The sequence below is a fragment of the Limnohabitans sp. 2KL-1 genome (assembly GCF_003063435.1).
Lineage (GTDB): Bacteria > Pseudomonadota > Gammaproteobacteria > Burkholderiales > Burkholderiaceae_C > Limnohabitans_A.
The window spans coordinates 26,048-51,774 of sequence record NZ_NESL01000008.1; the positions used below are offsets into that span (position 1 = coordinate 26,048).

Sequence of the window (25,727 nt, forward strand, 5' to 3'; positions counted from 1 at the left end):
AGTCCCCTCCATGAAGCGCGGGTGCCGAGTGCCATGAAACACAGCTTGCACATTGACGATGCCGAGGTCGAACTCAGTGCCATCCGAGCCCAAGGCCCGGGCGGTCAGAACGTCAACAAAGTCTCCAGCGCCATCCAGCTGCGCTTTGATGTGGCCCATTCGTCCTTGCCTGAAGATGTGAAAGCCCGCTGGCTGCAATCGGGTGACAGCCGCTTGACGCAAGAGGGCGTGTTCATCCTCAAGGCCCAGCGCCACCGCACTCAGGAAGCCAATCGCGTGGATGCGTGGGCGCGTTTGTATGAAACCCTGGACCAATACGCCAACCCACCCAAACCCCGCAAGGCCACCAAGCCCACCTATGGCTCGGTGCAACGGCGGTTGCAAGGCAAGGCCATCCAGTCACTAACCAAAAGCGGTCGTCGCAAGACCCCGATGGATTAGAGCGGCAATTCATTGACCTTCTGGAGCACCTGCGTCAGCGCATCCGGCGCGTCGGCCGCAACCACCAGCCGCCCCGGCATGCTGCGCAACCAAGTGATTTGGCGCTTGGCCAACTGGCGGGTGGCAAAGATGCCGCGCTCGCGGATTTCGGCTTCGGGCCAGCCCGCATCCAGCCCTTCCCAAGCTTGGCGGTAGCCCACGCAACGCATGGATGGCAAATCAGGATTCAGGTCGCCGCGTGCCTTGAGCCGCTTGACCTCGTCCAGAAAGCCTTGCGCCATCATTTGGTCAAAGCGTTGTGCAATGCGCTGGTGAAGCCAGGCGCGGTCGGCAGGCTCCAGGCTGATGACGGGGATGTGCCAGTCGGGCGCATGTGCCTTGGCGCTTTGGTGGAAGGATGACAGGGTTTGGCCGGTCGAAGTCCACACTTCCAGGGCGCGTCCAATGCGCTGGCTGTCACCCGGGGCCAGACGAGCGGCGGTGATCGGGTCCACCTGGGTCAGCAGGGCATGCATGGCTGGCCAGCCCAGGCTTTCGGCCTGTTGCTGGATTTGGGTGCGCACCTCGGGGTCAGCCGCAGGAATGTCGTTCAGGCCTTCCAGCAAGGCTTTGAGGTAAAGCATGGTGCCGCCCACCAGCAGTGGTGTTTTGCCGCGAGCGCGGATGTCCCGTATCAAGCGCGTGGCATCTTTGGCGAATTCGGCCGCGCTGTAGCTTTGCAGCGGATCGAGCGTGTCGATCAGGTGATGGGGTACAGCGGCCAATTCTTCGCGGGTGGGTTTGGCGGTGCCGATGTCCATGCCCCGGTAAACCAGCGCCGAGTCCACGCTGATGATTTCAGCCCCGCCTTGGGCTTGCAGCGTCTGCGCTAAGGCCAGGGCCGCGGCCGTTTTGCCGCTCGCAGTGGGACCGACGATGGCGATGGCGTCTATGGTTTGAGCTTGGGTGGGAGGGCGCATGGCGTGAGGTGTGCTCATGCTGGGTTGGCCGAAAGCACCGGGCGGCCGTGTCGTTGCACCGCGGTCCAGGCCACGGTGGTGATGATGCAAGCCCACAGCAAAATGCCATGTGCCAGTGCAAAAACAGGTTGGTCCATGTGTGCGCCCAGCCAACTGCCCATGAAGAAAGCGCCCAGCATCATCAAAAAACCGTTCAGGGCCGAGGCTGTGCCAGCCCGGTGCGGGAAGGGCGCGACCGCACCGCTTTGCCCGCAAGGTTGGTGCACACCGTGGCCCAGCATGAAGATGTACATCGGCCCCATCACGGCCCAAGCGCCGTACCAGTTCTGACCCTGGCCTGCATAAGCCAGCGCGGCCATGCTCACGCCTGCCGTGATGGTCAGCACTGCCGCGATGCCCACAGTGCGGTGCACGCTGGTGCGCCGCAGCATCCAGCGGCACCAGAAGGTGCCCACGATGTAGGACAGCGACATGCTGAGCATGAGAAACCCATAGGCCGTTTTGCTGTAGCCCATGAAGGTGACGAAGACAAACGAGGAGCTGGCCAGAAAAGTGAACAACCCCAGGTAAGAGGCCGCCGACAGCGCACACCAGGTGAGGAACACGGGATGGCGCAGGATGTCGAGGTTGGCACGGATCAGTGGCTTGGCGCGCAAGGCATGCGCATCGGGCTGAGCCAGGGTTTCTTCAAAGCGCCAAAACAACAAGGCGAGTGTGGCGGCACCAAACACGGCGAGCATGAGCAAAGCGATGCGCCAACCCAACCAGTCGGTCAGCATGCCGCCCAGTGGCGCGCAGGCGCAGGCGATGATGCCCAGGCCGGTGAGGCCTTGCGACATGACGGTGGCCCCTTTGGCGGGCTGGAACAAATCACGCACCACGGCCCGTGCGGCCATGACGCCTGCACCCATGGCGATGCCTTGCACGGTGCGCCCCGCGATGAGCCAGGCCATGTCGGGCGCAAACGCGCAGGCCACCGAGGCCAGGGTGTAGGCGCCCATGCCCCACAGCAAAATCGGGCGACGGCCAAAGCGGTCCGACAGGGGGCCCCACACGAGTTGCGACAGACCAAAAGCCAGCAGCAGGGCCGTCAAGGTGAGTTGGGCCTGGCCCATGCCCGCGCCAAAGCCTTGGGTGATGGCGGGCAGGGCGGGGAGATACAGGTCGGTGGTGACGGGTTGCAGGCCGAGCAGCAGGGCGAGAATGAGGACGATCAGTTTTTGCGGCATGCTGTTTTTGTCAGGTGCTTTGCGCAGCGTTGGCGGTGGGTTCTTCTTGGAGCGCGATGGTTGAGGCTTGTGTGCCGATGCTTCTTCCTTCTTGGAACACGAGCGTCGGGGCCGGTGCGCGGCTGCCCTCATACTCGCTTCGCTCGCCAAATCGGGCAGTCCGCGCACCGGCCTCAACCATCGCTGTGTGGTGGTTCAAAGTCTGCTGTGTCTTTGAGCCCACTGACGCAGAGTCATGGGGGCGTGCCGCGCGGAGCTCGCGATTTGGCGAGCGAAGCGAGTATGAGCGAGGCCGCGTGGCGGGCCCCCAGGACTCGGATTCAGACTGAGGTGATGAAAGACCCATCACCGACCCCGCAAAAACAGCGCATCCAGATCCCGCATCGTCATCTGACGCCAGGTGGGGCGGCCGTGGTTGCACTGGTCGGAGCGTTCGGTTTCTTCCATCTGGCGCAGCAATCCGTTCATTTCATCGAGCGTCAGGCGGCGGTTGGCGCGTACGGCGCCGTGGCAGGCCATGGTCGCCAGGATCTCGTTTTGGGCGCGTTGCACCACGGTGCTGGCGTCGTGCTGGGCCAGCTCGGCCAGCACGCTGCGGGCCAGCTCGACCGCATCGCCTTGCGCGAGGCTCGTGGGCACGGCGCGCACTGCCAGGGTTTTGGCCGACAGGGGCGAGATTTCCAGACCGAGTTGCTCCAGCGCCTCGGCGCAGGCCTCGGCCGTGGCCACTTCGGTGGGCGTGGCGGCAAAGGTGGCCGGTATCAGCAGCGGCTGGCTGGCGATGCGCGGGCCGTCGCCGTCAGGGGTGTTGAGCTGGTTTTTCAGGCGCTCGTAGACGATGCGCTCGTGCGCGGCGTGCATGTCCACCACCACCAGGCCTTGCTTGTTTTCGGCCAGGATGTAGACGCCGTGCAGTTGGGCCACGGCGCGGCCTAATGGCCAGTCACCTTCGGGAAGAGGGGCAACAGGGGGGCTTGCATTTGTGTGGGAGCGAGCCCCTGCTCGCGAATCCCCTTCGGCCGCAGGGGCAGCCTCCCACATTCCTGCAGCCTCTGCGGCGTGCGCAGCGGCTTGCTCCCCACCTTTTTCATAGGGGTTTCCGTCTGACCTGTAATCTGCTGCTGGCTGCCACAGCGCCTTCAGGTCGGCCATGGCTTGCTCGCCATCGACCCGAGAACGCAAAAAATCCGCCGGTTTGTAGGCCGGGGCGTTGAAGCTGGACGGGGCAGGGCGTTCAAAGGCCATGCCGCCTTGTTGCCAGCTGGCCGATTCGGGCAGGGCCTTTGCGACTGGTGCTTTCAGGTCAAAGTCGCTGGCGCTGCTGCCCGCTTCTTCGCTCAGGTTTTGCGAGCGTGGGGCAGCCAGTGCGTTTTCCAGCGCATGGCGCACGGCCTGGTGCACGGCGCGGCTGTCCCGAAATCGCACCTCAATTTTGGTTGGGTGCACGTTCACATCGACCAGCGTGGGGTCGATCTGCATGAACAGGGCGTAAGCCGGTTGCTTGTGACCGTGCAGCACGTCTTCGTAGGCGCTGCGCGCACCGTGCATGACCACTTTGTCGCGCACAAAACGGCCATTCACATAGGCAAACTGGTGGTCGGGGCGCGAGCGGGCGGCGTCGGGGAGCCCTGCGCGGCCGATGACCTTGAGCGGCCCGGCGTTGTACTCCACCGCAATGGACTGCGCCACGAACTCTTCGCCCAGCACATCGGCCAAGCGTTGCTCCAGGCCCGCTGCACCAGGGTGCACCCGCCACTGCTCGACCAGCTTGCCTTCGTGCCAGATGGCAAAGCCCACATCGGGGCGGGCCAGGGCGTGGCGGCGCACGGCCTCGATGCAGTGCGCCAACTCGGTGCTGTCGCTTTTCAAAAACTTGCGGCGGGCGGGGGTTGAGAAAAACAGCTCTTTGACTTCCACCGTGGTGCCCACGGCGCGGGCAGCGGGGCGGATCTCGCCCGTGCGGCCGTCCAGGGCAAAGGCGGTGGGCTGGCCGTCCATGCGCGAGAGCAGGGTGAGTTCGGACACCGAGTTGATGGCTGCCAGCGCCTCACCCCGAAAGCCCATGGTCATCACAGATTCCAGCTCGTCGAGGTTGCCGATTTTGCTGGTGGCGTGGCGTTTGAGGGCTGTGGCCAGCTCGTCCGGGGCGATGCCGCCGCCGTCGTCTTCCACCGAAATCAGCCGGGTGCCTCCACCCATCAGACGCAGCGTGATGGTTTGTGCACCGGCGTCCATGGCGTTGTCCACCAGCTCGCGCACGACCGAGGCAGGGCGTTCGACCACCTCGCCTGCAGCGATCTGGCTGATCAGTTCATCGGGGAGTTCGCGAATGGGTCGGCGCGCGGGGGCCGGGGTCTGTTGGGAAGTCACCGCCTGATTTTAGGGGCTTGCGGCAGGTCTATTTGTTTGTGGAAGGCCGTCCTTGCGGCCGAATGCCTGCGGGGATAATCGGTGCATGGACATCTTGCTGCAACTCGTCGATTTCATCCTCCATGTGGACCGTTACCTGGAGGCCTTTGTGGGTCAATATGGGGCTTGGGTTTATGCCTTGTTGTTCCTCATCATCTTTGTGGAAACCGGCGTCGTGGTCATGCCGTTTTTGCCGGGCGACTCGCTGCTGTTCATCGTGGGGGCCATGTGCGGTGCGGGTTTGATGAGCCTGCCGCTGGTCATGGGCTTGCTGTTGGCGGCGGCCATTTTGGGCGACCAGACCAATTACACGATCGGGCGTTACTTTGGCCCTCGGGTGTTCCAGTGGGAAGACTCCCGCTTTTTCAGCCGCAAAGGCTTCGACCAGGCCCACGCGTTTTATGAAAAGTACGGCGGCATCACCATCATCCTGGCCCGCTTCATGCCGTTCATCCGCACCTTTGTGCCGTTTGTGGCGGGCGTCGCCGAGATGACGCGCAGCAAATTCACCTTGTTCAATGTGGTGGGCGGGGCCATTTGGGTGGTCGGGCTGACGCTGGCGGGTTATTTGTTTGGCAATTTGCCCTTTGTGCAAACGCACCTGTCCAAAATCATCTGGGCCTTGATTTTTGTGCCGGGGCTGATCGCTTTGTTGGGGGCCTGGAAGGCACGTCGGGCCAGCTGATTGGCCTCTGGTTCATGGGCGATCCAGTCTGTGCCGAGGATTATTCAGTTTGCCGTTGGGTATTCAGTCTGTTGTAGGAGCCAGCCCTGCTGGCGATAGATGCCCCATAAAGTTCAGCCATCGCTTGCAGGCAAGCGCCTACAGACCCCCGCGACCCTGAGCCCTGTTCGCGCTGATAAGACGATCTGACTTTGCAGGCCCTTGGCCAGAGCGCCATTTGTCCACTAAATTCAAAACGCCAGCACTTCTGTTCGCGTCGGCGGCTGGCACCCATGGCGGGAGCAGTTGATGGCAGCGGCTTTCATGGACAAATCGAGTGTGCTGGCCACGCGCCCAGCGGCACCCTCAGGCTGCAGAGCCCAGTCGGCCAGGGTGTTGCCCCAGAAGGTGTCGCCTGCGCCCACGGTGTCGGCCACGGTGATGCGGGGCACGGGCAGGCTGTGGGTCTGGCCTTCAATGTCCAGATGAGCGCCTTCGCCACCAAAGGTCAGGGCCACGCGGTGCAATGCATCCGGTGCCACACCCGCACGCAATTCGTGCACCAGACGTGCAGATTCACCGATACCGACATTCGCAAAACCCATGGTTTCCAGGTCTTCGTCGCTGGCTTTGAGCCAGTCGGTCAGGGCGATCACTTCGTGCAGGGCCTGCACATACGCGGTCAGGTCATGCGCCACTTTGGGCCGCAGGTTGATGTCCACGCTGAGGGTCCAGCCCATCTCGCGTGCCGCCTTCAAAATGGCCACGACTTTGTGGTGTTCCGGCGGGATCAGCAACAAGGAGCCGGTGTGCAGGATGCCCGGCGTTTTTTGCTGGCGCAGCAAAGCCACGATGCCGTCCACGGTGTAGTCGCGGTCGGCAATGCCTTCACGGTAAAACCCGTAGCTCGGTTGACCGTTCGTGACCTGCACCACCGCCAGTGAGGTGGGCAGGCGGCTGGTGCCGCCTGGCAGCTGTACGCCGTCACGCTGCAGCAGCTGCGCCATGCCCTGGCCGAACAAGTCGTTGGACAAGGGGTTGAGGTAAGCCACGCTGGCCCCTCGCAGCGCGGCGGCACGGGCCATGTTGAAAGGGCTGCCGCCCATGAAGGGACGCAATTGACCATCGGGCTGGGCGATGCAGTCCATCAGGGCTTCGCCCAACACAAAAATCGGAGTGGTCATGGCAATCAAAGGCTTGTGCAAAGGCTTGTGGTAGGGCCTGCGCGAGTCAGGCCCCAAGGTTGAGGGTGGGTGATTCGGGTGGAGCTTGGGCTTATTTCTTGAGCAGGTGCTTGCGGCGCACCACGTCGATCCACACGGCCACAATCACCACCGCGCCAATCGCCATCATTTGCTTGAACTGCGAGACTTCCATCAGGTTCATGCCGTTGCGGATCATGGTGATCAGCACCGCGCCCAGCAAACTGCCCCAGATGCTGCCGCGCCCGCCAAAGAGCGAGGTGCCGCCCAGAATGACCGCCGCAATCGCGTCCAGCTCGAACATCTGCGCCATCTTGCCGCTCGACGAGTCCATGCGGGCCATCAGCACGATGGCCGCCAGCGCGCAGCACAGGCCCGAGATGACGTACACCCCCAATTTGTACCAGCGGATGTTGATGCCCACTTGGCGGGCCCCCATTTCGTTGGAGCCCATGGCGTACACATAACGGCCGATTTTGGTGCTCGACAAAATGAACGCCATCACGACAAAAAAGACACCGGTGATCAGCGTGGGCATGGGCACGCCCAACACATCGCCGTAACCAATGAAGGGCAGGGGGTCGGGCAAGCCCGCGTTGTCAAAACCACCTGTCAGGTCAAACGCCAGACCACGCCACAGCGTGAGACCCCCCAGCGTAACGATGAAAGCCGGAATGCCGACAAATGCCACCAAGTAGCCGTTGAACACGCCCACCGCTGCGCCAATGGCCAGCGCCACGAGCATGGCCAGGTAGGGGTCTATGCCCATTTTGATCATCATGTGACCGGCCACGGCACCGGCCAGCGCGGTCAGTGCACCCACGGCCAGATCGACGCCACCGGTCAGGATCACAAAGGTTTGTCCACCCGCGAGCAAGGCGATCACCGAGGCCTGCACCAGGATGTTGGACAGGTTGCCGGTGGTCAGGAAGTAGGGCGAGGCAAAGGTGAGCAAAACGCCCAGCACGATGACCGCCACCAGGGCGCCATACCACTCTTGTCGGGTGATGGATTTCATAAATTTCTCAGTATTGCAAAAAGATAAGCCCGGACCTGCAGGTCCGGGCGGGCCCTATCGAGGCCTTGACTTACTTGGCCTTGACCTTCATGAACTGGCCCACGCCGGAGTCGGCGGCGAACTTGTCCACGTTGGCAGGCAGCACCAGGAAGGAGCCGGTGTCGATGCGAGCTTCGACCTTTTTGCCTTGCGCAGCGGCAATGGCGGTTTCCACGCCCACTTGACCGATTTTGGCCAGCATTTGTGCGGCGTTGGCTTGTTGCCAGCCTTGCTTCATCATGTCCAGGCCACCAGGGGAGCCGTCAAAGCCAGCGATTTTCACGTCGCCGGGCTTTTTGCCAGCGGCCATCAATGCGGCTTTGGCACCCAAAGCACCGCCATCCCATGCGCAGGCGATCACCTTGGCATTGGGGTTGGCGCGCAAAGCAGCTTCCACACCGTTTTGGGCCATGGTCTGGTCCCAAGTGGTGGCGACTTCGACGATCTTCACGTTCTTGCGGCCAGCGTTCAGGGCGTCCACAAAGCCTTTCTTGCGCTCTTGGCCAGTCGACTGACCTTGGTCGCCCGTCACATAAATCACGGTGTCACCGTCTTTGATCTCACCTGCAGCCCATTTGCCTTGCACGTTGGCGGCTTTGATGTTGTCGGTGGCGACGTACGAAGTGATCTTGGAGCCGGTGATGCCGGTGTCCACAGCGACCACAGCGATGCCAGCGGCCAGGGCCTTGTTGATGGCGGGGGCGATGCCGGCCGAGTCCACGGGGGCGATGGCAATCGCATTGACTTTGCGGGTGATCATGTCTTCCACGATGGCCAGCTGGCGAGACAGCTCGCCTTTGTCGGCGGCCAATTCGATGAACTTCACGCCCTTGGCCTGACCGGCTTTCTTGGCACCGCCGTTGATCAGGGTCCAGCCTTCGTTGGTGTTGCCGTTGGTGATGTAAGCCACGGTCAAGTCTGCGGCCATGGCCGAGGTGAACAGGGTGGCCGCTGCTGCAGCGATGGCCAGGCGGCCGAATGTGCGTTTCGTGATCATGGGTCTTATCTCCGTTGTTGAGGGTGGTCGCTCGGTCAGGGCATGGCTTTCAAGCGCCCTTTCTCTGACCGCGAACGGATTAGAAACGGAAAACACTACTAAGTAAACCTAGTAGTTTTACTAATGCAAGAAATTGACAAATACGCGATGCTTGAGCCCATTCCATGTGAAAGAGTTGCCATGTCGTCTTCCAAACCTGTCCTTGAAATCCAACAATTGACCAAGCATTACGGCGGCGTCAAAGCCCTGACCGATGCGCAATTTCGCCTGTTGCCCGGCGAGCATGCCGCCATCGTGGGCGACAACGGCGCGGGCAAAAGCACCTTTGTGCGCCTGATCACCGGGGCCGAGCAGCCCAATTCGGGCGACATCCTGCTGGATGGCCAAAAGGTCCATTTCGAGTCGCCGCTGAACGCCCGCGAGCAGGGCATCGAGACCGTGTACCAGACGCTGGCGCTGGCCGAAGACCTGGATGTGCCTGCCAACATCTTCTTGGGCCGCGAGATCACGCGCCTGAATTTGGGCCCGCTGTCCATCCTCAACCACAAGGCCATGCGCGACAAATCGGCCAGCATGCTGTCGACCACGGGCGTGAAGATCCAGGACATGTCCGAGAGCCTGCGCGGCATGTCGGGCGGTCAGCGCCAGTGCGTGGCCATTGCCCGCGCTGCCGGGTTTGCCAAAAAACTCATCATCCTGGACGAGCCCACGGCCGCTTTGGGCGTGCAAGAAACAGCCCGCGTCGAAGAAATCATCAAGGGTTTGAAGCAGCAGGGGATTCCGCTGATCATCATCAGTCACAACCTGCGCCAGGTGTTTGATCTGGTGGACCGCATCTGGGTGTTCCGCCAAGGCCGCATCATTTGCAGCCGCCTGACCCGCGAAACCAGCCCTGAGCAAATCGTGGGCCTGATCACCGGGGCCATTGACCCGGCCAGCCTGCCTTCCTCTGAAGTTCAAGAGGCCGCCACATGCTGAAAGGGATCGACCCGCTGCTGACGCCTGAGCTGCTGATGCACCTGTGCGCCATGGGCCACGGCGAATGGGTGGCCGTGGTGGACGCGAACTTCACGGCCGACTTTCTGAGCCAGGGCAAGCCGGTGGTGCGCCTGCCTGGCCACAGCTTGGAGCGGGTCAGCCGTGCCGTGCTGTCGGTGTTTCCGCTGGCCGTCGATGTGGCGCAGCCTGCCGCCTTCATGCGCGTGTGCCACAGTGCAGACGGTCACCGCACGGCGGCCCAGCAAGCGGTGGTCGATCTGGTGGTGGCCGAGGGTTTCAAGGCCGAGCAGGTCGAGTCGGTGGAGCGCTATGCGTTTTACGAGAAAATCAAAGGGGCCAGCCTGATCGTGCAAAGCGGCGAGGGCACGGCCTACGGCAACGCCCTGTTTTGCAAGGGCGTGATCCTGCTTTAACTTTTTGTCACCAATGCCTCTTAGGTTTCAATGAACAGCGCCAACTCGACTTCCGCCATGCGTGGTTCCAACCACGTCGGGATGCGCCAGTTCAACGAGCGCATTGTGTTGCAGGCCATCCGACACCACGGCGCCATCCCCAAGGCCGATCTGGCGCGCCTGACCCAGCTGTCCACCCAGACGGTGGCCATCATCGTGGGGCGCTTGCTGGATGACGGTTTGCTGGTCAAGCAAGACCGCGTGCGCGGCAAGATCGGTCAGCCCTCGGTGCCGCTGTCGCTCAACCCGCAAGGCGCGTTCAGTGTGGGCATTCAGGTGGGGCGACGCAATCTGGAGTTGCTGGTGGCCGATTTCACGGGCAAACCCGTTGAGCGCGTTGAGGTGCTTTACGACTATCCCGACCCCGATCACCTTTTTGCCTCGATGGCGCAAGGGCTGCACACCCTGAAATCACGCATGGGCGATTTGTGGCCCCGCACCGTGGGCGTGGGCCTGACGGCCCCCTTGTCGCTGCACAAATGGGCCGACCTGCTGGGCGGGCAAGCGGCGCAAGCCCTGGCCCGCTGGGAACACATCGACCTGACGGCCGAGGTGCAGCGCCTGACCGATTTGCCCGTGGTGTTTGCCAAAGACACCACCGCCGCCTGTGTGGCCGAGTTGCTGCAAGGCCATGGCCGCAGCGTGCGCAGCTTTTTGTACGTGTTTGTCGGCACTTTCATCGGTGGCGGTTTGGTGCTGTCGGGCCACATCATGAATGGCGAGCGTGGCAATGCCGGGGCGATTGGCTCCTTGCCGGTTGGCCTGGCGTCGCGTGGTTCCGGCATGCCGCCACAGTTGCTGCAAAAAGCCTCGGGCTGGCAGCTCGAACAAGCTTTGCTGGCCGCAGGGCAAGACCCCTTGCTGATCCACCAGCCTGCCATCATGGACGCGGCTTACACCGAATTCACCGCCCCGTGGATCGCGCAGGCCAGCCAGGCGCTGGCCATGACGGTGGCCAGCTCGGCCGCCTTGCTCGATCTGGACGCGGTGGTGATGGACGGCTCGCTGGGCGCGCCGCTCATGACCGCCCTGATGGCCGCCACGCAAGACGCGCTGGCCCAGTACCGCTTTGACGGCATGCACCAGCCGCAACTGCTGGCGGGCCAAGTGGGCGCGCATGCCCGCGCCTTGGGCGGGGCCTTGCTGCCGCTGCACAGCCAGTTTTTCCCCGACAAAGACATCTTCCTGAAACAGGACAACGCATGAAGTTTTACCTTGATTCCGCCGACGCCCGCCAATGGGCCTTGCCTGCGGGTTGCCCGCCCGTGCAGGGCGTGACGACCAACCCCACGCTGGTCATGCAGGCCGGTTTGCCGGTCAGCTTGGCCGGTTATTTGCAACTGGTGGCGCAGGCCGGTGAGGCCCGCATCCCCGAGCTGATGCTGCAACTGCCCCGCGCCGATGTGGGCGAAGCCGCGCAATGGCTCGAAGTGCTGCTGCCCGCCGCTGTGCAGGCCCGCGTGCGCCTGACCATCAAATTGCCCTGCCACCCCGATTGGCAGCCCGTGCTGCGCGAGGTGCAGGCCTGGGGCGTGCCCACGCTGCTCACGGGCTTGTCCAACCCGGTGCAATTGCTTTGGGCGCGGGCACAAGGGGCCAATTTCGTCGCGCCCTATGTGGGCCGCCTGCAAGCCGATGGCCGCGATGTCTGGTCACTGATCGAGGCCTGCGTGGCGGTGCAGGCCGACGGCCTGCAGTTGCTGGCCGCCAGCATCAAGTCGGCCGATGTGTTGTCGCGCCTGATTGCTTGCGGCGCGCATGCGGTCACGGTGCGGCCGGAGTTCGCGGTCGGTCTGGCCACCGACCCGCTCACGCTTGCGGCGATGGCGCAGTTTGACCTGGATGTGGAGACGAGCCAGACGGCTGCCCAGTAGGTCGGCACCTTCAGGTCCGACAAGGTGTCGTGGTTCAGGGCAGACGTGTGACGGCGGCGGCATACACCGCACTTTTGTCGCGCTTGCCAACGGCAATCACCGTCACAAAAACCACGTTGTCGTCGACCCGGTACACCAGCCGGTAGCCCGCTTGCCGCAGTTTGATCTTGTAGCAGTCGGGCATGTGCGTGAGTGCGGCGGAGGGTACTCGAGGCTCTTGAAGCCTCTCCAACAGTTTCTTCTTCAGCGGCACCTTGATGCTGCCGTCCAGCTTTTGCCATTCGGCCCACGCCAGCTCGTGAAAGCGCAGCTTAAAGGGCATCGGGGTTGATCTCGATGAATGGCCCATGGGCGCGTTCTTGAACGAGTTTGGCGTCTTCGAGGTCTTCGAGCTGGTTGAGCAGGCGCTCGAAGTAGGCCGCAGGCACCAGATAGGCTTCGGGCCGGTTGTGGTTGAGGACGGCAACAGGTTCGTCGTCGGCTTGCGCCAGGATGGTGGCGTAGTTTCGCTTGAGTTCGGTGACACTGATGCTGTTTTTGCTGAGGATGGTGTCCATGTCTGACGCTCCTTGGTTAAAAAGCATTTTATATGATGTTTTAAATGACATTCATTTGAATGCTATTTTCCAGGTCGGTCAGGTTCAGACCGAACGGTTGCGCGCCAGCGGCGGGTTGCGCGAGAAATACTGCAAGATGCCGCGCATCAGCGCGTCAGTCAGTTGCTTTTGGTAGGCGTCGCTGCGCAGTTTTTCTTCTTCTTCCGGGTTGCTGATGAAGGCGGTCTCCACCAGCACGCTGGGGATGTCCGGCGCTTTGAGGACCGCAAAACCTGCTTGCTCCACCCGGGGTTTGTGCAACTTGCCCACGCCACCGATTTCGCGCAGCAGGCTGCCGCCCAGCATCAGGCTGTCCTTGATTTGCGCGGCGGTGCTCATGTCGAGCAGGGCGCGTTGCACCTGTGCATCCTGGCTGCCGAGGTTGATGCCGCCGATCAGGTCGGCCTTGTTTTCCTGTTGGGCCATCCAGCGGGCGGCACTGCTCGATGCCGCGCCCTGGCTGAGCGCGAACACGCTGGCCCCGCTGGCTTGGGGCGTAAAAAACGCATCGGCGTGGATGCTGACAAACAGGTCGGCTTGCACGCGCCGGGCTTTTTGAACCCGCACTTGCAGCGGCACAAAAAAGTCGGCATCGCGGGTCAGGTAGGCCCGCATGGGGTTGCCGTTCACGCTGCTGGCATTGATGCGGTCGCGCAGGATTTTGGCAATTTTGAGCACCACGTCTTTTTCACGCGTGCCGCCGGGGCCGACCGCGCCGGGGTCTTCGCCACCATGGCCGGGGTCGAGTGCGATCACGATCAGGCGGTCCGTCGCAGCGCTGGCTTTGTCGCCCCTTGGGGGATGGTCGGGGCGGTCCATGGACACTGCAGGCGGCGGCTGCATGTCTTGCCTGCGGGTGGAGGGCACGGGCGAGTTGCCCGGCAGGCCAGACGTAACGCCAGGTGTGCCGGGCAAAGTTCGCCGTGCAATCAGTTCGCCCAGTGGGTCATTCACGGGGGCGCTGGGGGCAGGCAGGCCGGGTGCAGTGGGCGCTGCCGCGGTCGGGGCGCGCTCCTGGATGAGTTGTTCCAGCGGGTCCATGGCCTCGGTGGGGTAGAGGTCCAGCACCAGCCGGTGGGCGTAGGCGGCCACGGGTTGCAGGGTGAACACCTGGGGGGCAATCGGGCGTTTCAGGTCAATCACCAGGCGCACGGTGTTGGCACTGAATTGGCCGACGCGGATGCCTGCAATGTTCGGGTCGGACGCCTGCACCTTGCCCACCAGATCACGCAACGCCGCATTCAGTTGCAAGCCCTCGATGTCCACGGCCAGACGAGGTGGCGAGGTGATGAAGGTTTGCGTGGTTTTCAGCGGCGCGTCCGATTCGAGCGTGACGCGGCTGTAGTCGGGCGCAGGCCAGATGCGCACGGCCAGCATGTTGGCCCCGCGTGCCAGTTGGGCCGCACCCAGGCTCAGTGCCAGAAAACCCGCCTGGATCAGGCGGCGGCGGTCAGCCTGCATGGTCCGCACCTTGGCCAGGCGATGGCTGCCACGATTCAAGCCACGTTTGGCCCCGCTCTGTGCCGGCATGGATGTGCACGCGCCGCTGGTTTTCATCGATGGCGTCCAGCGCGATCACCCAGTCGGGCGGCGGCAGTTGCCCGGCCACTTTGTCGGGCCATTCCATGAGCTTGAGCCCTGGCCCGGCAAAGATGTCGCGAAAGCCCGCGTCTTCCCATTCTTGCGGGTCATTGAAGCGGTAAAAGTCGAAATGCCAGATGGGCCAGGCGTCATCACCCGCGCCCGCTTGGTGCGGCTCGACCACGGCATAGGTCGGGCTTTTGATGCGGCCTTGCACCCCGGCGGCGCGCAACAGGTGGCGCACCAAGGTGGTTTTGCCCGCACCCAGGTTGCCGCGCAACTCGATGCGGGCATCGCGCCCGCCCGGCCATTGCTGTAGGCATTGAGCCAGTTGCTCGGCAAACGCTTGCGTGGCGGCCTCATCCGGCCACAAGTCCTCCCAAAGTGGGGCGGCGGTGGGGCTTCCTACAATCGATGGGTGACTGCTCAACGTACTCAAATCGACCTTCTTGAACTGTGGCCCCAGATCCAGATCTGGGCGCGTGAGTTGGGATTGTCCCAAATTGGCGTGACAGGCATTGATTTGACCTCGGCCGAGCCCGGATTGCAGGCCTGGCTGGCCGCCGGGTTTCACGGCAGCATGGCGTACATGCAAAGCCACGGCATGAAGCGCGCCCGCCCCGCAGAGCTGCAGCCAGGCACTGTGAGTGTGATCACCGCCCGCATGGATTATTTACCGCGGGATACCTCGCCCGACTGGTTGGCCCGCGAGACGGCGCGCAGCATACAGCCCGGCGAAGCGGTGGTGTCGCTCTATGCCCGGGGGCGCGATTACCACAAGGTTTTGCGCAGTCGCCTGCAAAAACTGCAGGACCGCATTGCCGAGGCGATTGGCCCGTTTGGTCACCGCGTGTTCACCGATTCGGCCCCGGTGCTGGAGGCCGAGCTGGCCACCCGGAGCGGGCTGGGCTGGCGCGGCAAACACACCCTGGTGCTGAGCCGCGAGGCCGGGTCGATGTTTTTCTTGGGTGAGTTGTTTGTGGACTTTGCCTTGCCCGAAACCCCTGCCGTGTCGGCGCACTGTGGCCAGTGCTCGGCCTGCATGGACTTGTGCCCCACGCAGGCCATCGTGGGGCCATACCGGTTGGATGCGCGGCGCTGCATTTCGTATTTGACGATCGAGCACGCCGGGCCGATCGACGAGACCTTGCGCCCGCTGATCGGCAACCGCATCTACGGCTGTGACGACTGTCAGCTGGCCTGCCCTTGGAACAAGTTCGCACAAGTCAGCCCCTTGCCCGACTGGCAGCCACGTGAGGGCTTAGTCGGCTCGGACATCGCGCATTTGCTGGGCTGGAGCGAGGCTGAATTTTTGCGCCGGACCGAAGGCAGCGCCATCCGCCGCATCGGCCACGCCCGCTGGGTGCGCAATCTGGCACTGGCGGCGGGCAATGCACTGGCATCCGGGCGCGTGTCAGAGGACCAGCGGCTCAGCTTGCAGCAGGCCCTGAGCGCGCATGTGGCGCACCCCGACCCAGTGGTGCAGGAACAGGTGGTCTGGTCACTGGCCAAGTTCTGATCAGCAGGTCAAGCTGTGGGTGGCTATAGCCCCGACATGTTGACAAAGGTCGTCAGCACCCGTCGTGGCAAATGCCACCGACCCTACACGATCACGTGCATGGTCGTTTAAGGATCAGCGCAACACACCCAGCGCAAACGGCAAACTCAGCATGCCCGACAGGGTGGACAGCGTGACCAGTCCAGCCACGTAGGGGCCGTTGTAGCCCATGCGGGCGGCCAGCACGTAGCAGGTGGACGCGGTGGGCAAAGCCGAAAACGCCAGCAAAACGGTGGACTGGACTGGATTGAGTTGAAACATGTGCGACATGCCCAGCGCGATCAGCGGCAGGGCCAGGTGCTTGACGCCCAGAACACTCAGGCCCAGCAGTTTTCCTTGGCGCAAAGTGCCCAGCTGCATGCCTGCGCCGGCGGCCATCAACCCCAAAGCCAGGGAGGAGGCACCGATGCGGCTGATGCTGGGGTCCAGCCATGCGGGGACGCGAAAGCCCAGAAAGTTGGCGATCAGTCCCGAACCGGTGGCCATGATCAGCGGGTTGCGAAGCAGTTCACGCAAAAAGCCCGTGTTGGCGTGCCGGGCCATGGGCCAGACCGCCCCGATGTTGAACAGGGGCACGCAGACACCGATCAGCATCGAAATCATCAGCAGGCCCTCGGGGCCTGCCAGGCGTTCGGCCAGCGCCAGGGCGATGAAGGAGTTGAAGCGAAACCCCACTTGTGCGCTGGCTGCATGGTCACGCCGGTCAAGCCGTTGGCCCAGAATGGGCCAGTAGGGCAGGCTGTAGGACAGGGCAATGGCACACACGCCCAGGCTCAGACCGGCACCGATCAGGCTGGAAGCCGCCACCAGATCAATGGGGCTTTTCACGATCGAGTGAAACAGCAGCACAGGAAAGAGAAAAAAATAAACCAGATTCTCGACAGGCTGCCAGACCGAGCGCCCCAGCGCCGTGAAGCGACACAGCAAGTAGCCGCACAAAATCAGGGAAAAGTCGGGGAAGAGGAGTTGAGCGAAATTCACGGGGTTAGGATAACCGTGCCCTGCAAGGCCGCGACCCTGGCGGTGTCGCCTTGGGGCAATCAAGCGGTGTTTTTCGCACTTTTATCGATGATTTCGCATGAGCTGCCTGGCCGATTGCATATGATCACATTTATTTAACGGAGATGACAAATGAAGCGACGTGGTTGGATTTCATGGGCTGTTTGGGCTGCCGGCGCTGCGGCCAGTGGTGCTGTGTTGGCGCAGGCTTACCCCAGTAAGCCGGTCAAGCTGCAAGTGCCTTTTGCCCCCGGCGGCACGACCGACATCGTGGCGCGTGTCATCTCCGAGCCCTTGGGCAAGGCATTGGGTCAAAGCGTGATTGTGGAGAACAAGGCTGGTGGCGGTGGCGTGGTGGGAGCCACCGAAACCGTGCGTGCACTGCCCGATGGCTACAACCTGGGCATGGCCACGGTCTCGACCACCGCCGCCAATCCGGCCATCAACACCAAGATCCCATACAACCCCACCACCGATTTCACCCCCATCATCAACATTGCGGCCACGCCCAATGTGATCGCGGTGCACCCCAGTTTCCCGGCCAAGGACTACAAAGGCTTTTTGGCTGAACTGAAGAAAAATCCGGGCAAATACTCTTATGCATCGTCCGGCACGGGCGGTATCGGTCATTTGCAAACCGAACTCTGGAAGAGTTTGGCGGGGGTGTTCATCACCCACATTCCTTATCGCGGGGCAGGCCCGGCCCTGAACGACACGGTGGCGGGCCAAGTGCCGATCATTTTTGACAACCTCCCCTCGGCCTTGCCGTTCATTCAGTCGGGCAAGCTGGTGCCGATTGTGGTGGCTGCACCCCAGCGTTTGCCCCAGCTGCCCAACGTGCCGACCTTCAAGGAGATTGGACTGGAGCCTGTCAACCGCATGGCGTATTACGGCATTCTGGGTCCCAAAAACCTGCCCAAGGACGTGGTGGACAAGATCAGCGCGGGCGTGAAAAAGGCCCTGCAAGACCCCGCTGTGACCAAGCGCATTCAGGACACCGGTTCTTTGGTGGTGGCCAATACGCCCGAGGAGTTTGGGGCCCAGATCAAGGCCGAGTTCGAGGTCTACAAGAAAGTGGTGGACCAGCAAAAACTCAAGCTGGACTGATTCCAGTCCATGCATGAGGCCAGCCAGAACGCCATCGACCGCTTTGCCGAGGCGCTCTGGCTGGAGGACGGACTGGCTGCCAACACGCTGGCGGCCTACCGTCTGGATTTGTCGCTCTACGCCACCTGGCTGTTTTTGACCCACAGGCTGGCGCTGGATGCGACCCAAGAGCACCATCTGCAGGCCTATTTCGCCGAGCGCCACGGTCAGACCAAGGCCACGTCGGCCAACCGCAGGCTCACCGTCTTCAAGCGTTTTTTCCGATGGGCGCTGCGCGAACGCCTCATCCAGACCGACCCCACATTGCGCATGCTGGCCGCCAAACAGGCGCTGCGTGTGCCCAAAACCCTGGGGGAGGCACAGGTGGATGCTTTGTTGCGTGCGCCCGATGTGGCCACTGATCTGGGGCTGCGTGACCGCGCCATGTTGGAGCTGATGTACGCCAGTGGCTTGCGGGTGAGCGAGTTGGTCACACTCAAAACCTTGCATGTGTCACTCAACGAAGGCGTGCTGCGCATCATGGGCAAGGGCAGCAAGGAGCGCTTGGTGCCCTTTGGCGAAGAAGCCCGGGAATGGCTACAACGCTACTTGAGCCGTGCTCGGCCTGCCTTGCTAGGCCAGCGCCAGACCGAAGACCTGTTTGTCACCAGCAGCGGCCCCAAGCCCGGCACCGGCATGTCACGCGTGATGTTCTGGAACCTCGTCAAGCGTTACGCCATCGAGGCAGGCATCACCGCACCCTTGTCCCCGCACACTTTGCGCCACGCCTTCGCTACGCATTTGCTCAACCACGGGGCCGATTTGCGGGCCGTGCAAATGCTGCTGGGCCATGCCGATATTTCGACCACCACCATCTACACCCATGTGGCACGGGAGCGCCTCAAGACCCTGCACGCCCAGCACCACCCCAGAGGGTGACTGATTTGTTTCTTTTGTGGGAGGCCGCCCTTGCGGCGGATGCCGGCTCAGCCCGTGCCCTTGTTCGCGAGCAGGGGCTCGCTCCCACATCGGAACGGGCCTTGGGGTTGTGTGGGAGGCCGCCCCTGCGGCCGAATGCTCGCCTCTGCAAGGGCGGATGCGCTCAACTCAAGGCGGCCAACTCCGCCTCTTCAAACCCCGCCAGACGCCGTGCTGCCATGTTGAAAGGCGGCCGCAATTTCGGGGCGTCGTATTGCGCGATCAATTCGGCATAGGTGCTCACCGGATCAAGGCCACGCTCTGCGCACAGGTGGCGGTACCAGCGGTTGCCCGCAGCCACGTGGCCAATTTCTTCTTCCAGGATGATGTCCAGGATATCGCCTGCCCGGTGGTCGCCCACGCTGACCAGTTTGTTTTTCACGCCGGGCGAAGCGTCCAGACCCCTCGCTTCCATGGTGCGCGGCACGATGCCGATGCGCGCCAGCAAGTCGCCCTGGGTGCGTTCGGCCATGTCCCACAAGGTGTTGTGGGCCGGAAAGTCACCGTAGTCAAAGCCCATGCCCACCAGGTGGTTGCGCAGCAGGGTGAAGTGTTTGGCTTCTTCCTGCGCAATGCGCACCCAGTCGGTGTAGAAAGCCTCGGGCATGCCGGCAAAGCGCCAGACCACGTCGAGCGCCAGATCGATGGCGTTCAATTCAATGTGGGCGATCGAGTGCACCAGCATGGCACGGCCTTCGAGGGTGGCCATGGATTTGGCTTTGAGCTGGGTGTGGGGCACCAGCTCGGGCTTGGCTGAGCGCCCGGGGCTTGCACTGGGCGCTTGCAGGGTGTCGCCCGAGCCCACGGGCAGGCTCAGGTCCAGCGCCAAAGTGGCCTGGGCTTTCAGCACGGGATCGGTTTGGCCCCAAGGGGCCAGGGCAGCAGCGCGTAAAGACAGGGTGGTCACAACAAAAATGGCTTTGATTCAGGAAATGGCAGCAAGGGCCTACGACAGGCCGCCAGCCTCCCTACAATTGTAGGTTTCCCTGATTCGGCAACAACTCGGCAACATCCAGGAGACTTCCATGGCCATTTACCAACTCGATAACCACATCCCCGCTGTGGCCGACTCCGCTTGGGTTGCCGACACGGCGCAGGTGATCGGTGCGGTCCATATCGCCGCCGATGCCAGCGTCTGGTTTGGAGCCACGCTGCGCGGTGACAACGAGCCGATTCAGATCGGCGAGGGCAGCAACATCCAGGACGGCAGCGTGCTGCACAGCGACCATGGCAAGCCACTGTTGATCGGCAAGCACGTCACGGTGGGGCACATGGTCATTTTGCACGGCTGCACGATTGGCGATGAATCGCTGATTGGCATGGGCGCGGTGGTGCTCAATGGTGCCAAAATCGGCAAAAACTGCCTGGTGGGGGCCGGTGCATTGGTCACCGAAGGCAAGGAATTCCCGGACGGCTCCATGATCGTCGGCTCGCCCGCCAAGGTGGTGCGTGAACTGACGCCCGAGCAGATCGAAGGTCTGCGTCAGAGCGCTCGCAGCTACATGCAAAACGCACGACGATTCAAGACGGGCTTGAAGAAAATCGGCTGACTCCGGCAGCCCAGCAAAACCATCTAACTTGTAAGGATCAGCCCGCGCGGCTGTTGATTGAACTGTGTCCGAACTCCATAAATTTATTTTCGAAGGCCTGCCGGTGCGCGGCATGCTGGTGCGCCTGACCGATGCCTGGCAAGACATCCTGGCCCGTCGCGCCGCCAATTCCGAGACGGGCGCTTATCCCGCACCCGTGCGCCAGTTGCTCGGCGAGATGGCCGCGGCGGGCGTGCTCATGCAAGGCAACATCAAATTCAACGGCGCTTTGGTGCTGCAGATTTTTGGCGATGGCCCAGTCAAACTCGGTGTCGTCGAGGTGCAGCCCGACTTGAGCTTGCGCGCCACTTGCACCCAGGTGGGCGAGGTGGCCAGCGATGCCACCCTGAGCCAGATGGTCAATGTGAACAACGAAGGCCGTTGCGCGATCACGCTGGACCCCCAAGACCGCTTGCCCGGTCAGCAGCCTTACCAGGGCGTGGTGCCCTTGTTTGGTGACCGGGGTGAAAAGCTGGAGAACATCAGCGAGGTGCTGGAGCACTACATGCTGCAGTCCGAACAACTCGACACCGTGCTGGTGCTGGCGGCCGACGACAAGGTGGCAGCGGGCTTGTTGATCCAGCGTTTGCCCATCGAAGGTGAGGGCAATCTGGCCGGAAAAACCGATTCGCTCATGCGCGAGTCGGTGGTGGGTCAGAGCGAAGACTTCAGCCGCATCTCGATCTTGACCAAGAGCCTCAAGCGCGAAGAGTTGCTGGGCTTGGATGCCGAAACCATCTTGCACCGTTTGTATTGGGAAGAGCCGTTGGCCCGCTTCGAGCCGTTCATTGGCGAGACAGGCCCCCGCTTTGCCTGCCGTTGCAACCGCGAACGCGTGGGCAACATGATCCGCAGCCTGGGCACCGAAGAGGTCGAGGGCATCATCGCCGAGCAGGGTCAGGTGGAGGTGGGTTGTGACTTTTGCGGTGCGCAGTACCGCTTTGACCCGGTTGACGCGGCGGGTTTGTTCACCGGTTTGCCCGCCGATCTGTCGGGCGGCTCGGTACATTGACCGGATGCGCAGGGCGTTGAACTGACTCAGCCCGGCCGCTTGGCCAGCAGCCCACTGAACAACTTGTGCTCGCAGTCCGGGTCGCTGCACTCGTTGCATTGCCACACGGTGCGGCCCTGGTTGATGGCGAATTGAGACTGTTCGCGCAGGGCTCTCGCAGCAGGGTCTTCGCCGGGCAGGCCCAAAGCCAGCAAGGCATTGTTCAGGCGCTGGTGGCCTTGCCCGTACACCACCCGGTAGCTGATGCCTGCACGCTCCAGCGTTTGTCGCACCAGCGTGTCGACCGGGCCGCGCACATGCGGGCCGTCGCGTTGCAGGCCATCGGCCACCCAGGGCAGATCGAGTCCTGTGACCAAGGTGTTGTCGTACAAGGCCTGGTGTTCCAAAGCCATGGGGTAGAGGCTGTCGTCTTCAAACAGCATGTGGCTGTAGACCGCGGTCATGATCGGCGTGGTGTCTGCAATCACCCAGCCTGCAGGTGCCTGTGACACGGCACGGGCTTGCGCGATGGCAATGCCCATTTGCTCGTGTGGCTGGGGCGTTCGGCCTTCGCGCTCGCACCAGTTGCGCAGTACCTCGTCCACAGTGCAAACGGCGTGTCCACGCATCTGGATCACGCTGGACAAGGCTTGTGCCAGCCAGGATTTACCGGTGCTTTCCGCCCCCAGGATGGCGATGCGCTGTGTGCGGTTGATGCCGTGGTACATGCCGTGGTTCATGCCATGTGTGTGCGCAGCTTGCGCTGCCAGGCGCGCCAGCCCCACATGCTCATGGCGGTGAACAAAGCGTAGAGCACGCAAGTCAACCACAGCTCTTTGTGGGCAAACAGCGCCACGCTGATCACGTTGACCACCAGCCAGACCAGCCAGTTCTCGATGTATTTGCGGCCCAACAGGGCCTGGCCGACCAGGCTCAGGGCCGTGGGCAAGGCGTCCCACCAGGCCACATCGCTGTCGGTGAAGTGTTGCAGCAGCAAAGCCAGCGCGGGCCACAACACGGCACTGGCGATCAGCACCCACCACCAACCACGCGCAGACAGGCGCTGGATCACGAGGGTGGGCTGCGCGTTGTCGCCCTTGCGCAGCCATTGCCACCAGCCCCAAAAGGCCAGCGTGGCAAAAACGAGTTGCAGACCCGCCTCTCCGTACAGCAGGCTGTCCTTGAACACAAAAAAGTACAGGATGGAACTGGCGATGGCCAGCGGCCAGCTCCAATGCAGCTCTTTGATGCTGCAGACCACCATGGCCAGGGACAGGACAAAACCTGCGATCTCTATCGGCGACATCATTTGGCGATCTGGACGAAGATTTCGTTGGGCTTGACCATGCCCAACTCCTGACGAGCCCGCTCTTCGACCATGTTCAAACCTTCTTTCAGGTCGCTCACTTCGGCTTTCAATTGTTCCATTTGACGCCGGGCCGATTCGTTGGCCTGCTTTTGGTGATCCAGCTCTTTTTGCAGTTCATTCACATGCGTGAGGCTGCCCCGCCCGAACCACAATTGCGCTTGTACGATCACCAGCAAGGCGAACAGCACCAAAGGGATCAGGCGGTTGCCCATCACAGGCTCGGCTTAGCGCAGGTTGTAAAAAGCGCTGCGGCCCGGGTACACGGCCACTTCGCCCAGGTCTTCTTCGATGCGCAGCAGCTGGTTGTACTTGGCCATGCGATCCGAGCGGCTCATGGAGCCAGTTTTGATTTGACCTGCGTTCAGGCCCACGGCGATGTCGGCGATGGTGCTGTCTTCGGTTTCGCCCGAGCGGTGGCTGATGACGGCGGTGTAACCGGCACGTTTGGCCATCTCGATGGCTTCAAAGGTCTCGGTCAGGGTGCCGATCTGGTTGATCTTGATCAGGATCGAGTTGGCGATGCCTTTGTCGATGCCTTCTTTGAAGATCTTGGTATTGGTCACGAACAGGTCGTCACCGACGATCTGCACGTTCTTGGCCAGGCGGTCTGTCAACACTTTCCATCCGTCCCAGTCGCCTTCGGCCATGCCGTCTTCGATGCTGATGATGGGGTACTTGTCGCACCAAGTGGCCAGCATGTCGGTCCACTGCTCAGACGTCAGGCTGATGCCGCCTTCACCGGCGAGCACGTACTTGCCGTCTTTGTAAAACTCGCTGGCCGCGCAATCCAGGCCAATGGCGATTTGCTCGCCAGCCGTGTAACCGGCTGCGGCAATCGCGTCGAGCACCATCTGGATGGCCGCTTCGTGGCTGTCCACGTTGGGGGCAAAGCCGCCTTCGTCGCCCACGGCAATGCTCATGCCTTTGTCGTGGATGATTTTCTTGAGCGCGTGGAACACTTCAGCGCCCCAACGCACGGCTTCGCGGAAGCTTGGAGCGCCCACGGGGATGATCATGAACTCTTGCAAGTCCAGGTTGTTGTTGGCGTGTGCGCCGCCGTTGATGACGTTCATCATGGGCACGGGCAGCTGGTTGCCATTCATGCCGCCAAAGTAGCGGTACAGCGGCAGGCCAGACTCTTCGGCCGCAGCGCGGGCCACGGCCATGGACACGGCCAGCATGGCGTTGGCACCCAGGCGGCTCTTGTTTTCGGTGCCATCCAGGTCAATCAGGGTGCGGTCCAGGAACGCTTGCTCGGAGGCATCGAGGCCCAGCACGGCTTCGGAGATTTCGGTGTTGATGTGCTCAACAGCCTTGAGCACGCCTTTGCCCAAGTAGCGGCTCTTGTCGCCGTCGCGCAGCTCAATGGCTTCGCGGCTGCCGGTCGATGCGCCGGACGGCACAGCGGCGCGGCCCATCACGCCGGACTCCAGCAGCACGTCGCATTCGACGGTGGGGTTGCCACGGCTGTCGAGGATTTCACGGCCGACGATATCAACGATTGCACTCATTTTTGAACTCTCTCAATTGAAAAATAAAACGGGGTTTCAAGCTCAGGTCAAAGACCTTCGACCACAACCATGCTCATGATGGCGGCACCTGCTCGGGCTTCGCGGGCCTTGAGGTATTCGGGTGTTTCGTAAAACGCCTTGGCGGCATCGAAGGTCGGGAACTTCAGAATCACGATCCGTTCCGGGGCCCAGTCGCCCTCCAGCACCTGTACCTGGCCGCCACGCACGCAGACTTCAGCGTTGTGCGCTTGCATGGCCGCAGAGGACCACTTTTTGTACTCTTCGTACTGGGTGGGGTTGGTCACCTGAACGTGGGCGATGATATAGCCGCTCATGAAAAATCGTCCTCTAAAAACGGGTTCTTTTTGGTGACGGAATCGAGTTGCACTAAGGTCTCCAGCAGGGCCTTCATCTTGCCTAGTGGCACGGCGTTGGGGCCGTCGGACCAGGCCTCGGCGGGTTTGGGGTGGGTCTCCATGAACAAACCGGCCACACCTGCGGCCACACCAGCGCGGGCCAGCACCGGCACCATCTCGCGGGCGCCGCCGCTGCTGGTGCCTTGGCCGCCCGGCTTTTGCACCGAGTGGGTCACGTCAAACACCACCGGCGCGCCGGTTTTGCGCATTTCGGCCAAGCTCGTCATGTCGGCCACCAGGTTGTTGTAGCCAAAGCTCACACCGCGTTCGCAGGCCAAGAAGTTGTCTTCGGGCAGGCCAACTTCGCGAGCGGCGCTGCGGGCTTTGTCGATGACGTTTTTCATGTCCCAAGGGGCCAAAAACTGGCCCTTCTTGATGTTCACCGGCTTGCCCGACTGGGCCACGGCGCGGATGAAATCGGTCTGGCGGCACAAGAAGGCGGGGGTTTGCAGCACATCGACCACACTGGCCACGGTTTTGACTTGCGATTCGTCGTGCACGTCGGTGAGGATGGGCACGCCGATCTGGCGGCGCACTTCATCCAAAATTTTCAGGCCCGCATCGATGCCTACGCCGCGCTGGGTGCTGCCCGACGAGCGGTTGGCTTTGTCAAATGAACCTTTGTAGATCAACGGAATGCCCAAGGCGGTGCAGGCTTCCTTGAGCTGACCGGCCACTTCCAGAGACATTTCCAGGCTTTCGATGGAGCAGGTGCCAGCGATCAAAAAGAAGGGCTGGTTCAGACCGACGTCAAATCCGCAGAGTTTCAT

General features: G+C 62.3%; 29 protein-coding genes. 11 read left to right on the forward strand and 18 right to left on the reverse strand.

Annotated features, from left to right (window positions below; genetic code table 11):
* The first annotated feature begins 33 nt into the window (after positions 1 to 33).
* Positions 34 to 441, forward strand: coding sequence for an alternative ribosome rescue aminoacyl-tRNA hydrolase ArfB (gene arfB / locus B9Z47_RS14415; protein WP_108331939.1), 408 nt, complete (start codon positions 34 to 36; stop codon positions 439 to 441).
* Here the strand turns inward: arfB and miaA are convergent.
* From miaA to mutL, 3 genes are all read right to left on the reverse strand, one after another.
* Positions 438 to 1,418, reverse strand: coding sequence for a tRNA (adenosine(37)-N6)-dimethylallyltransferase MiaA (gene miaA / locus B9Z47_RS14420; protein WP_108331940.1), 981 nt, complete (start codon positions 1,416 to 1,418; stop codon positions 438 to 440). The genes arfB and miaA overlap by 4 nt on opposite strands.
* Positions 1,415 to 2,629, reverse strand: a complete 1,215-nt coding sequence (locus B9Z47_RS14425; RefSeq protein ID WP_108331941.1) for a multidrug effflux MFS transporter — start codon at positions 2,627 to 2,629, stop codon at positions 1,415 to 1,417. The genes miaA and B9Z47_RS14425 overlap by 4 nt, the downstream gene beginning before the upstream one ends.
* Before the next feature lie 345 nt (positions 2,630 to 2,974).
* On the reverse strand, positions 2,975 to 4,999 hold the full coding sequence (mutL, locus tag B9Z47_RS14430) for a DNA mismatch repair endonuclease MutL (protein ID WP_108331942.1): 2,025 nt from the start codon (positions 4,997 to 4,999) through the stop codon (positions 2,975 to 2,977).
* Positions 5,000 to 5,084: 85 nt separating this feature from the next.
* On the opposite strand from mutL, the gene B9Z47_RS14435 reads away from it, so the two are divergent.
* Complete coding sequence (locus tag B9Z47_RS14435) at positions 5,085 to 5,723, forward strand: DedA family protein (protein WP_108331943.1); 639 nt, start codon at positions 5,085 to 5,087, stop codon at positions 5,721 to 5,723.
* 230 nt (positions 5,724 to 5,953) lie between these two features.
* Here the strand turns inward: B9Z47_RS14435 and B9Z47_RS14440 are convergent, their stop codons facing one another.
* The 3 genes from B9Z47_RS14440 to B9Z47_RS14450 form a co-directional block, all read right to left on the reverse strand.
* Complete coding sequence (locus B9Z47_RS14440) at positions 5,954 to 6,886, reverse strand: PfkB family carbohydrate kinase (protein WP_146185811.1); 933 nt, start codon at positions 6,884 to 6,886, stop codon at positions 5,954 to 5,956.
* 91 nt (positions 6,887 to 6,977) lie between these two features.
* Positions 6,978 to 7,922 (reverse strand): ABC transporter permease, encoded by a 945-nt coding sequence (locus B9Z47_RS14445; protein ID WP_108331945.1) that lies wholly within the window; start codon positions 7,920 to 7,922, stop codon positions 6,978 to 6,980.
* A gap of 70 nt (positions 7,923 to 7,992) precedes the next feature.
* The gene (locus tag B9Z47_RS14450) at positions 7,993 to 8,958 is read right to left on the reverse strand and encodes a sugar ABC transporter substrate-binding protein (protein ID WP_108331946.1); all 966 of its coding nucleotides are present in this window, start codon (positions 8,956 to 8,958) and stop codon (positions 7,993 to 7,995) included.
* 180 nt (positions 8,959 to 9,138) lie between these two features.
* On the opposite strand from B9Z47_RS14450, the gene B9Z47_RS14455 reads away from it, so the two are divergent.
* From B9Z47_RS14455 to B9Z47_RS14470, 4 genes are read left to right on the forward strand one after another with little or no spacing between them, the layout of a single operon-like run.
* On the forward strand, positions 9,139 to 9,936 hold the full coding sequence (locus B9Z47_RS14455; RefSeq protein WP_233253822.1) for an ATP-binding cassette domain-containing protein: 798 nt from the start codon (positions 9,139 to 9,141) through the stop codon (positions 9,934 to 9,936).
* Positions 9,930 to 10,370 (forward strand): RbsD/FucU family protein, encoded by a 441-nt coding sequence (locus B9Z47_RS14460; RefSeq protein WP_108331947.1) that lies wholly within the window; start codon positions 9,930 to 9,932, stop codon positions 10,368 to 10,370. Before B9Z47_RS14455 ends, B9Z47_RS14460 begins: the two co-directional genes overlap by 7 nt.
* Before the next feature lie 57 nt (positions 10,371 to 10,427).
* On the forward strand, positions 10,428 to 11,615 hold the full coding sequence (locus B9Z47_RS14465; RefSeq protein ID WP_233253823.1) for an ROK family transcriptional regulator: 1,188 nt from the start codon (positions 10,428 to 10,430) through the stop codon (positions 11,613 to 11,615).
* The gene (locus B9Z47_RS14470; protein WP_108331949.1) at positions 11,612 to 12,283 is read left to right on the forward strand and encodes a transaldolase family protein; all 672 of its coding nucleotides are present in this window, start codon (positions 11,612 to 11,614) and stop codon (positions 12,281 to 12,283) included. Before B9Z47_RS14465 ends, B9Z47_RS14470 begins: the two co-directional genes overlap by 4 nt.
* 34 nt (positions 12,284 to 12,317) lie before the next feature.
* Here B9Z47_RS14470 and B9Z47_RS14475 read toward each other — a convergent pair whose 3' ends face one another.
* The 4 genes from B9Z47_RS14475 to tsaE form a co-directional block, all read right to left on the reverse strand.
* On the reverse strand, positions 12,318 to 12,605 hold the full coding sequence (locus tag B9Z47_RS14475) for a type II toxin-antitoxin system RelE/ParE family toxin (protein WP_108331950.1): 288 nt from the start codon (positions 12,603 to 12,605) through the stop codon (positions 12,318 to 12,320).
* A complete protein-coding gene (locus B9Z47_RS14480; RefSeq protein ID WP_108331951.1) occupies positions 12,595 to 12,840 on the reverse strand; it encodes a type II toxin-antitoxin system Phd/YefM family antitoxin in 246 nt (81 codons plus the stop codon). The genes B9Z47_RS14475 and B9Z47_RS14480 overlap by 11 nt, the downstream gene beginning before the upstream one ends.
* A gap of 84 nt (positions 12,841 to 12,924) precedes the next feature.
* On the reverse strand, positions 12,925 to 14,340 hold the full coding sequence (locus B9Z47_RS14485) for an N-acetylmuramoyl-L-alanine amidase (RefSeq protein ID WP_108332045.1): 1,416 nt from the start codon (positions 14,338 to 14,340) through the stop codon (positions 12,925 to 12,927).
* Positions 14,330 to 14,890: a tRNA (adenosine(37)-N6)-threonylcarbamoyltransferase complex ATPase subunit type 1 TsaE gene (gene tsaE, locus B9Z47_RS14490; protein WP_369912368.1), complete on the reverse strand. Its 561-nt coding sequence runs from the start codon at positions 14,888 to 14,890 to the stop codon at positions 14,330 to 14,332. The genes B9Z47_RS14485 and tsaE overlap by 11 nt, the downstream gene beginning before the upstream one ends.
* Before the next feature lie 24 nt (positions 14,891 to 14,914).
* On the opposite strand from tsaE, the gene queG reads away from it, so the two are divergent.
* Entirely contained in the window at positions 14,915 to 15,979 is a 1,065-nt protein-coding gene (gene queG, locus B9Z47_RS14495) for a tRNA epoxyqueuosine(34) reductase QueG (protein WP_108332043.1), read from the forward strand.
* Between the two features lie 114 nt (positions 15,980 to 16,093).
* Here the strand turns inward: queG and B9Z47_RS14500 are convergent, their stop codons facing one another.
* On the reverse strand, positions 16,094 to 16,999 hold the full coding sequence (locus B9Z47_RS14500) for an AEC family transporter (RefSeq protein WP_108331952.1): 906 nt from the start codon (positions 16,997 to 16,999) through the stop codon (positions 16,094 to 16,096).
* Positions 17,000 to 17,149: 150 nt separating this feature from the next.
* On the opposite strand from B9Z47_RS14500, the gene B9Z47_RS14505 reads away from it, so the two are divergent.
* Both B9Z47_RS14505 and xerD read left to right on the forward strand, forming a co-directional pair.
* The gene (locus B9Z47_RS14505) at positions 17,150 to 18,124 is read left to right on the forward strand and encodes a tripartite tricarboxylate transporter substrate binding protein BugE (protein ID WP_108331953.1); all 975 of its coding nucleotides are present in this window, start codon (positions 17,150 to 17,152) and stop codon (positions 18,122 to 18,124) included.
* Positions 18,125 to 18,133: 9 nt separating this feature from the next.
* Positions 18,134 to 19,042 (forward strand): site-specific tyrosine recombinase XerD, encoded by a 909-nt coding sequence (gene xerD, locus B9Z47_RS14510; protein ID WP_108331954.1) that lies wholly within the window; start codon positions 18,134 to 18,136, stop codon positions 19,040 to 19,042.
* Between the two features lie 163 nt (positions 19,043 to 19,205).
* Here the strand turns inward: xerD and B9Z47_RS14515 are convergent, their stop codons facing one another.
* On the reverse strand, positions 19,206 to 19,988 hold the full coding sequence (locus B9Z47_RS14515) for a ferritin-like domain-containing protein (RefSeq protein WP_369912371.1): 783 nt from the start codon (positions 19,986 to 19,988) through the stop codon (positions 19,206 to 19,208).
* 118 nt (positions 19,989 to 20,106) lie between these two features.
* Between B9Z47_RS14515 and B9Z47_RS14520 the strand changes: the two genes are divergently transcribed.
* A complete protein-coding gene (locus tag B9Z47_RS14520; RefSeq protein ID WP_108331956.1) occupies positions 20,107 to 20,631 on the forward strand; it encodes a gamma carbonic anhydrase family protein in 525 nt (174 codons plus the stop codon).
* Between the two features lie 64 nt (positions 20,632 to 20,695).
* On the forward strand, positions 20,696 to 21,682 hold the full coding sequence (locus tag B9Z47_RS14525; RefSeq protein WP_108331957.1) for an Hsp33 family molecular chaperone HslO: 987 nt from the start codon (positions 20,696 to 20,698) through the stop codon (positions 21,680 to 21,682).
* Between the two features lie 26 nt (positions 21,683 to 21,708).
* On the opposite strand, the gene B9Z47_RS14530 is transcribed toward B9Z47_RS14525, so the two are convergent.
* From B9Z47_RS14530 to kdsA, 6 genes are read right to left on the reverse strand one after another with little or no spacing between them, the layout of a single operon-like run.
* Complete coding sequence (locus B9Z47_RS14530; protein ID WP_233253824.1) at positions 21,709 to 22,401, reverse strand: AAA family ATPase; 693 nt, start codon at positions 22,399 to 22,401, stop codon at positions 21,709 to 21,711.
* Entirely contained in the window at positions 22,398 to 22,970 is a 573-nt protein-coding gene (gene pnuC / locus B9Z47_RS14535) for a nicotinamide riboside transporter PnuC (protein ID WP_108331958.1), read from the reverse strand. The genes B9Z47_RS14530 and pnuC overlap by 4 nt, the downstream gene beginning before the upstream one ends.
* Positions 22,967 to 23,242, reverse strand: coding sequence for a cell division protein FtsB (gene ftsB, locus B9Z47_RS14540; protein WP_108331959.1), 276 nt, complete (start codon positions 23,240 to 23,242; stop codon positions 22,967 to 22,969). Before ftsB ends, pnuC begins: the two co-directional genes overlap by 4 nt.
* 12 nt (positions 23,243 to 23,254) lie before the next feature.
* Positions 23,255 to 24,541: a phosphopyruvate hydratase gene (gene eno, locus B9Z47_RS14545; RefSeq protein WP_108331960.1), complete on the reverse strand. Its 1,287-nt coding sequence runs from the start codon at positions 24,539 to 24,541 to the stop codon at positions 23,255 to 23,257.
* 47 nt (positions 24,542 to 24,588) lie between these two features.
* A complete protein-coding gene (locus B9Z47_RS14550; protein WP_108331961.1) occupies positions 24,589 to 24,876 on the reverse strand; it encodes a DUF1330 domain-containing protein in 288 nt (95 codons plus the stop codon).
* The gene (gene kdsA, locus B9Z47_RS14555; RefSeq protein ID WP_108331962.1) at positions 24,873 to 25,727 is read right to left on the reverse strand and encodes a 3-deoxy-8-phosphooctulonate synthase; all 855 of its coding nucleotides are present in this window, start codon (positions 25,725 to 25,727) and stop codon (positions 24,873 to 24,875) included. The genes B9Z47_RS14550 and kdsA overlap by 4 nt, the downstream gene beginning before the upstream one ends.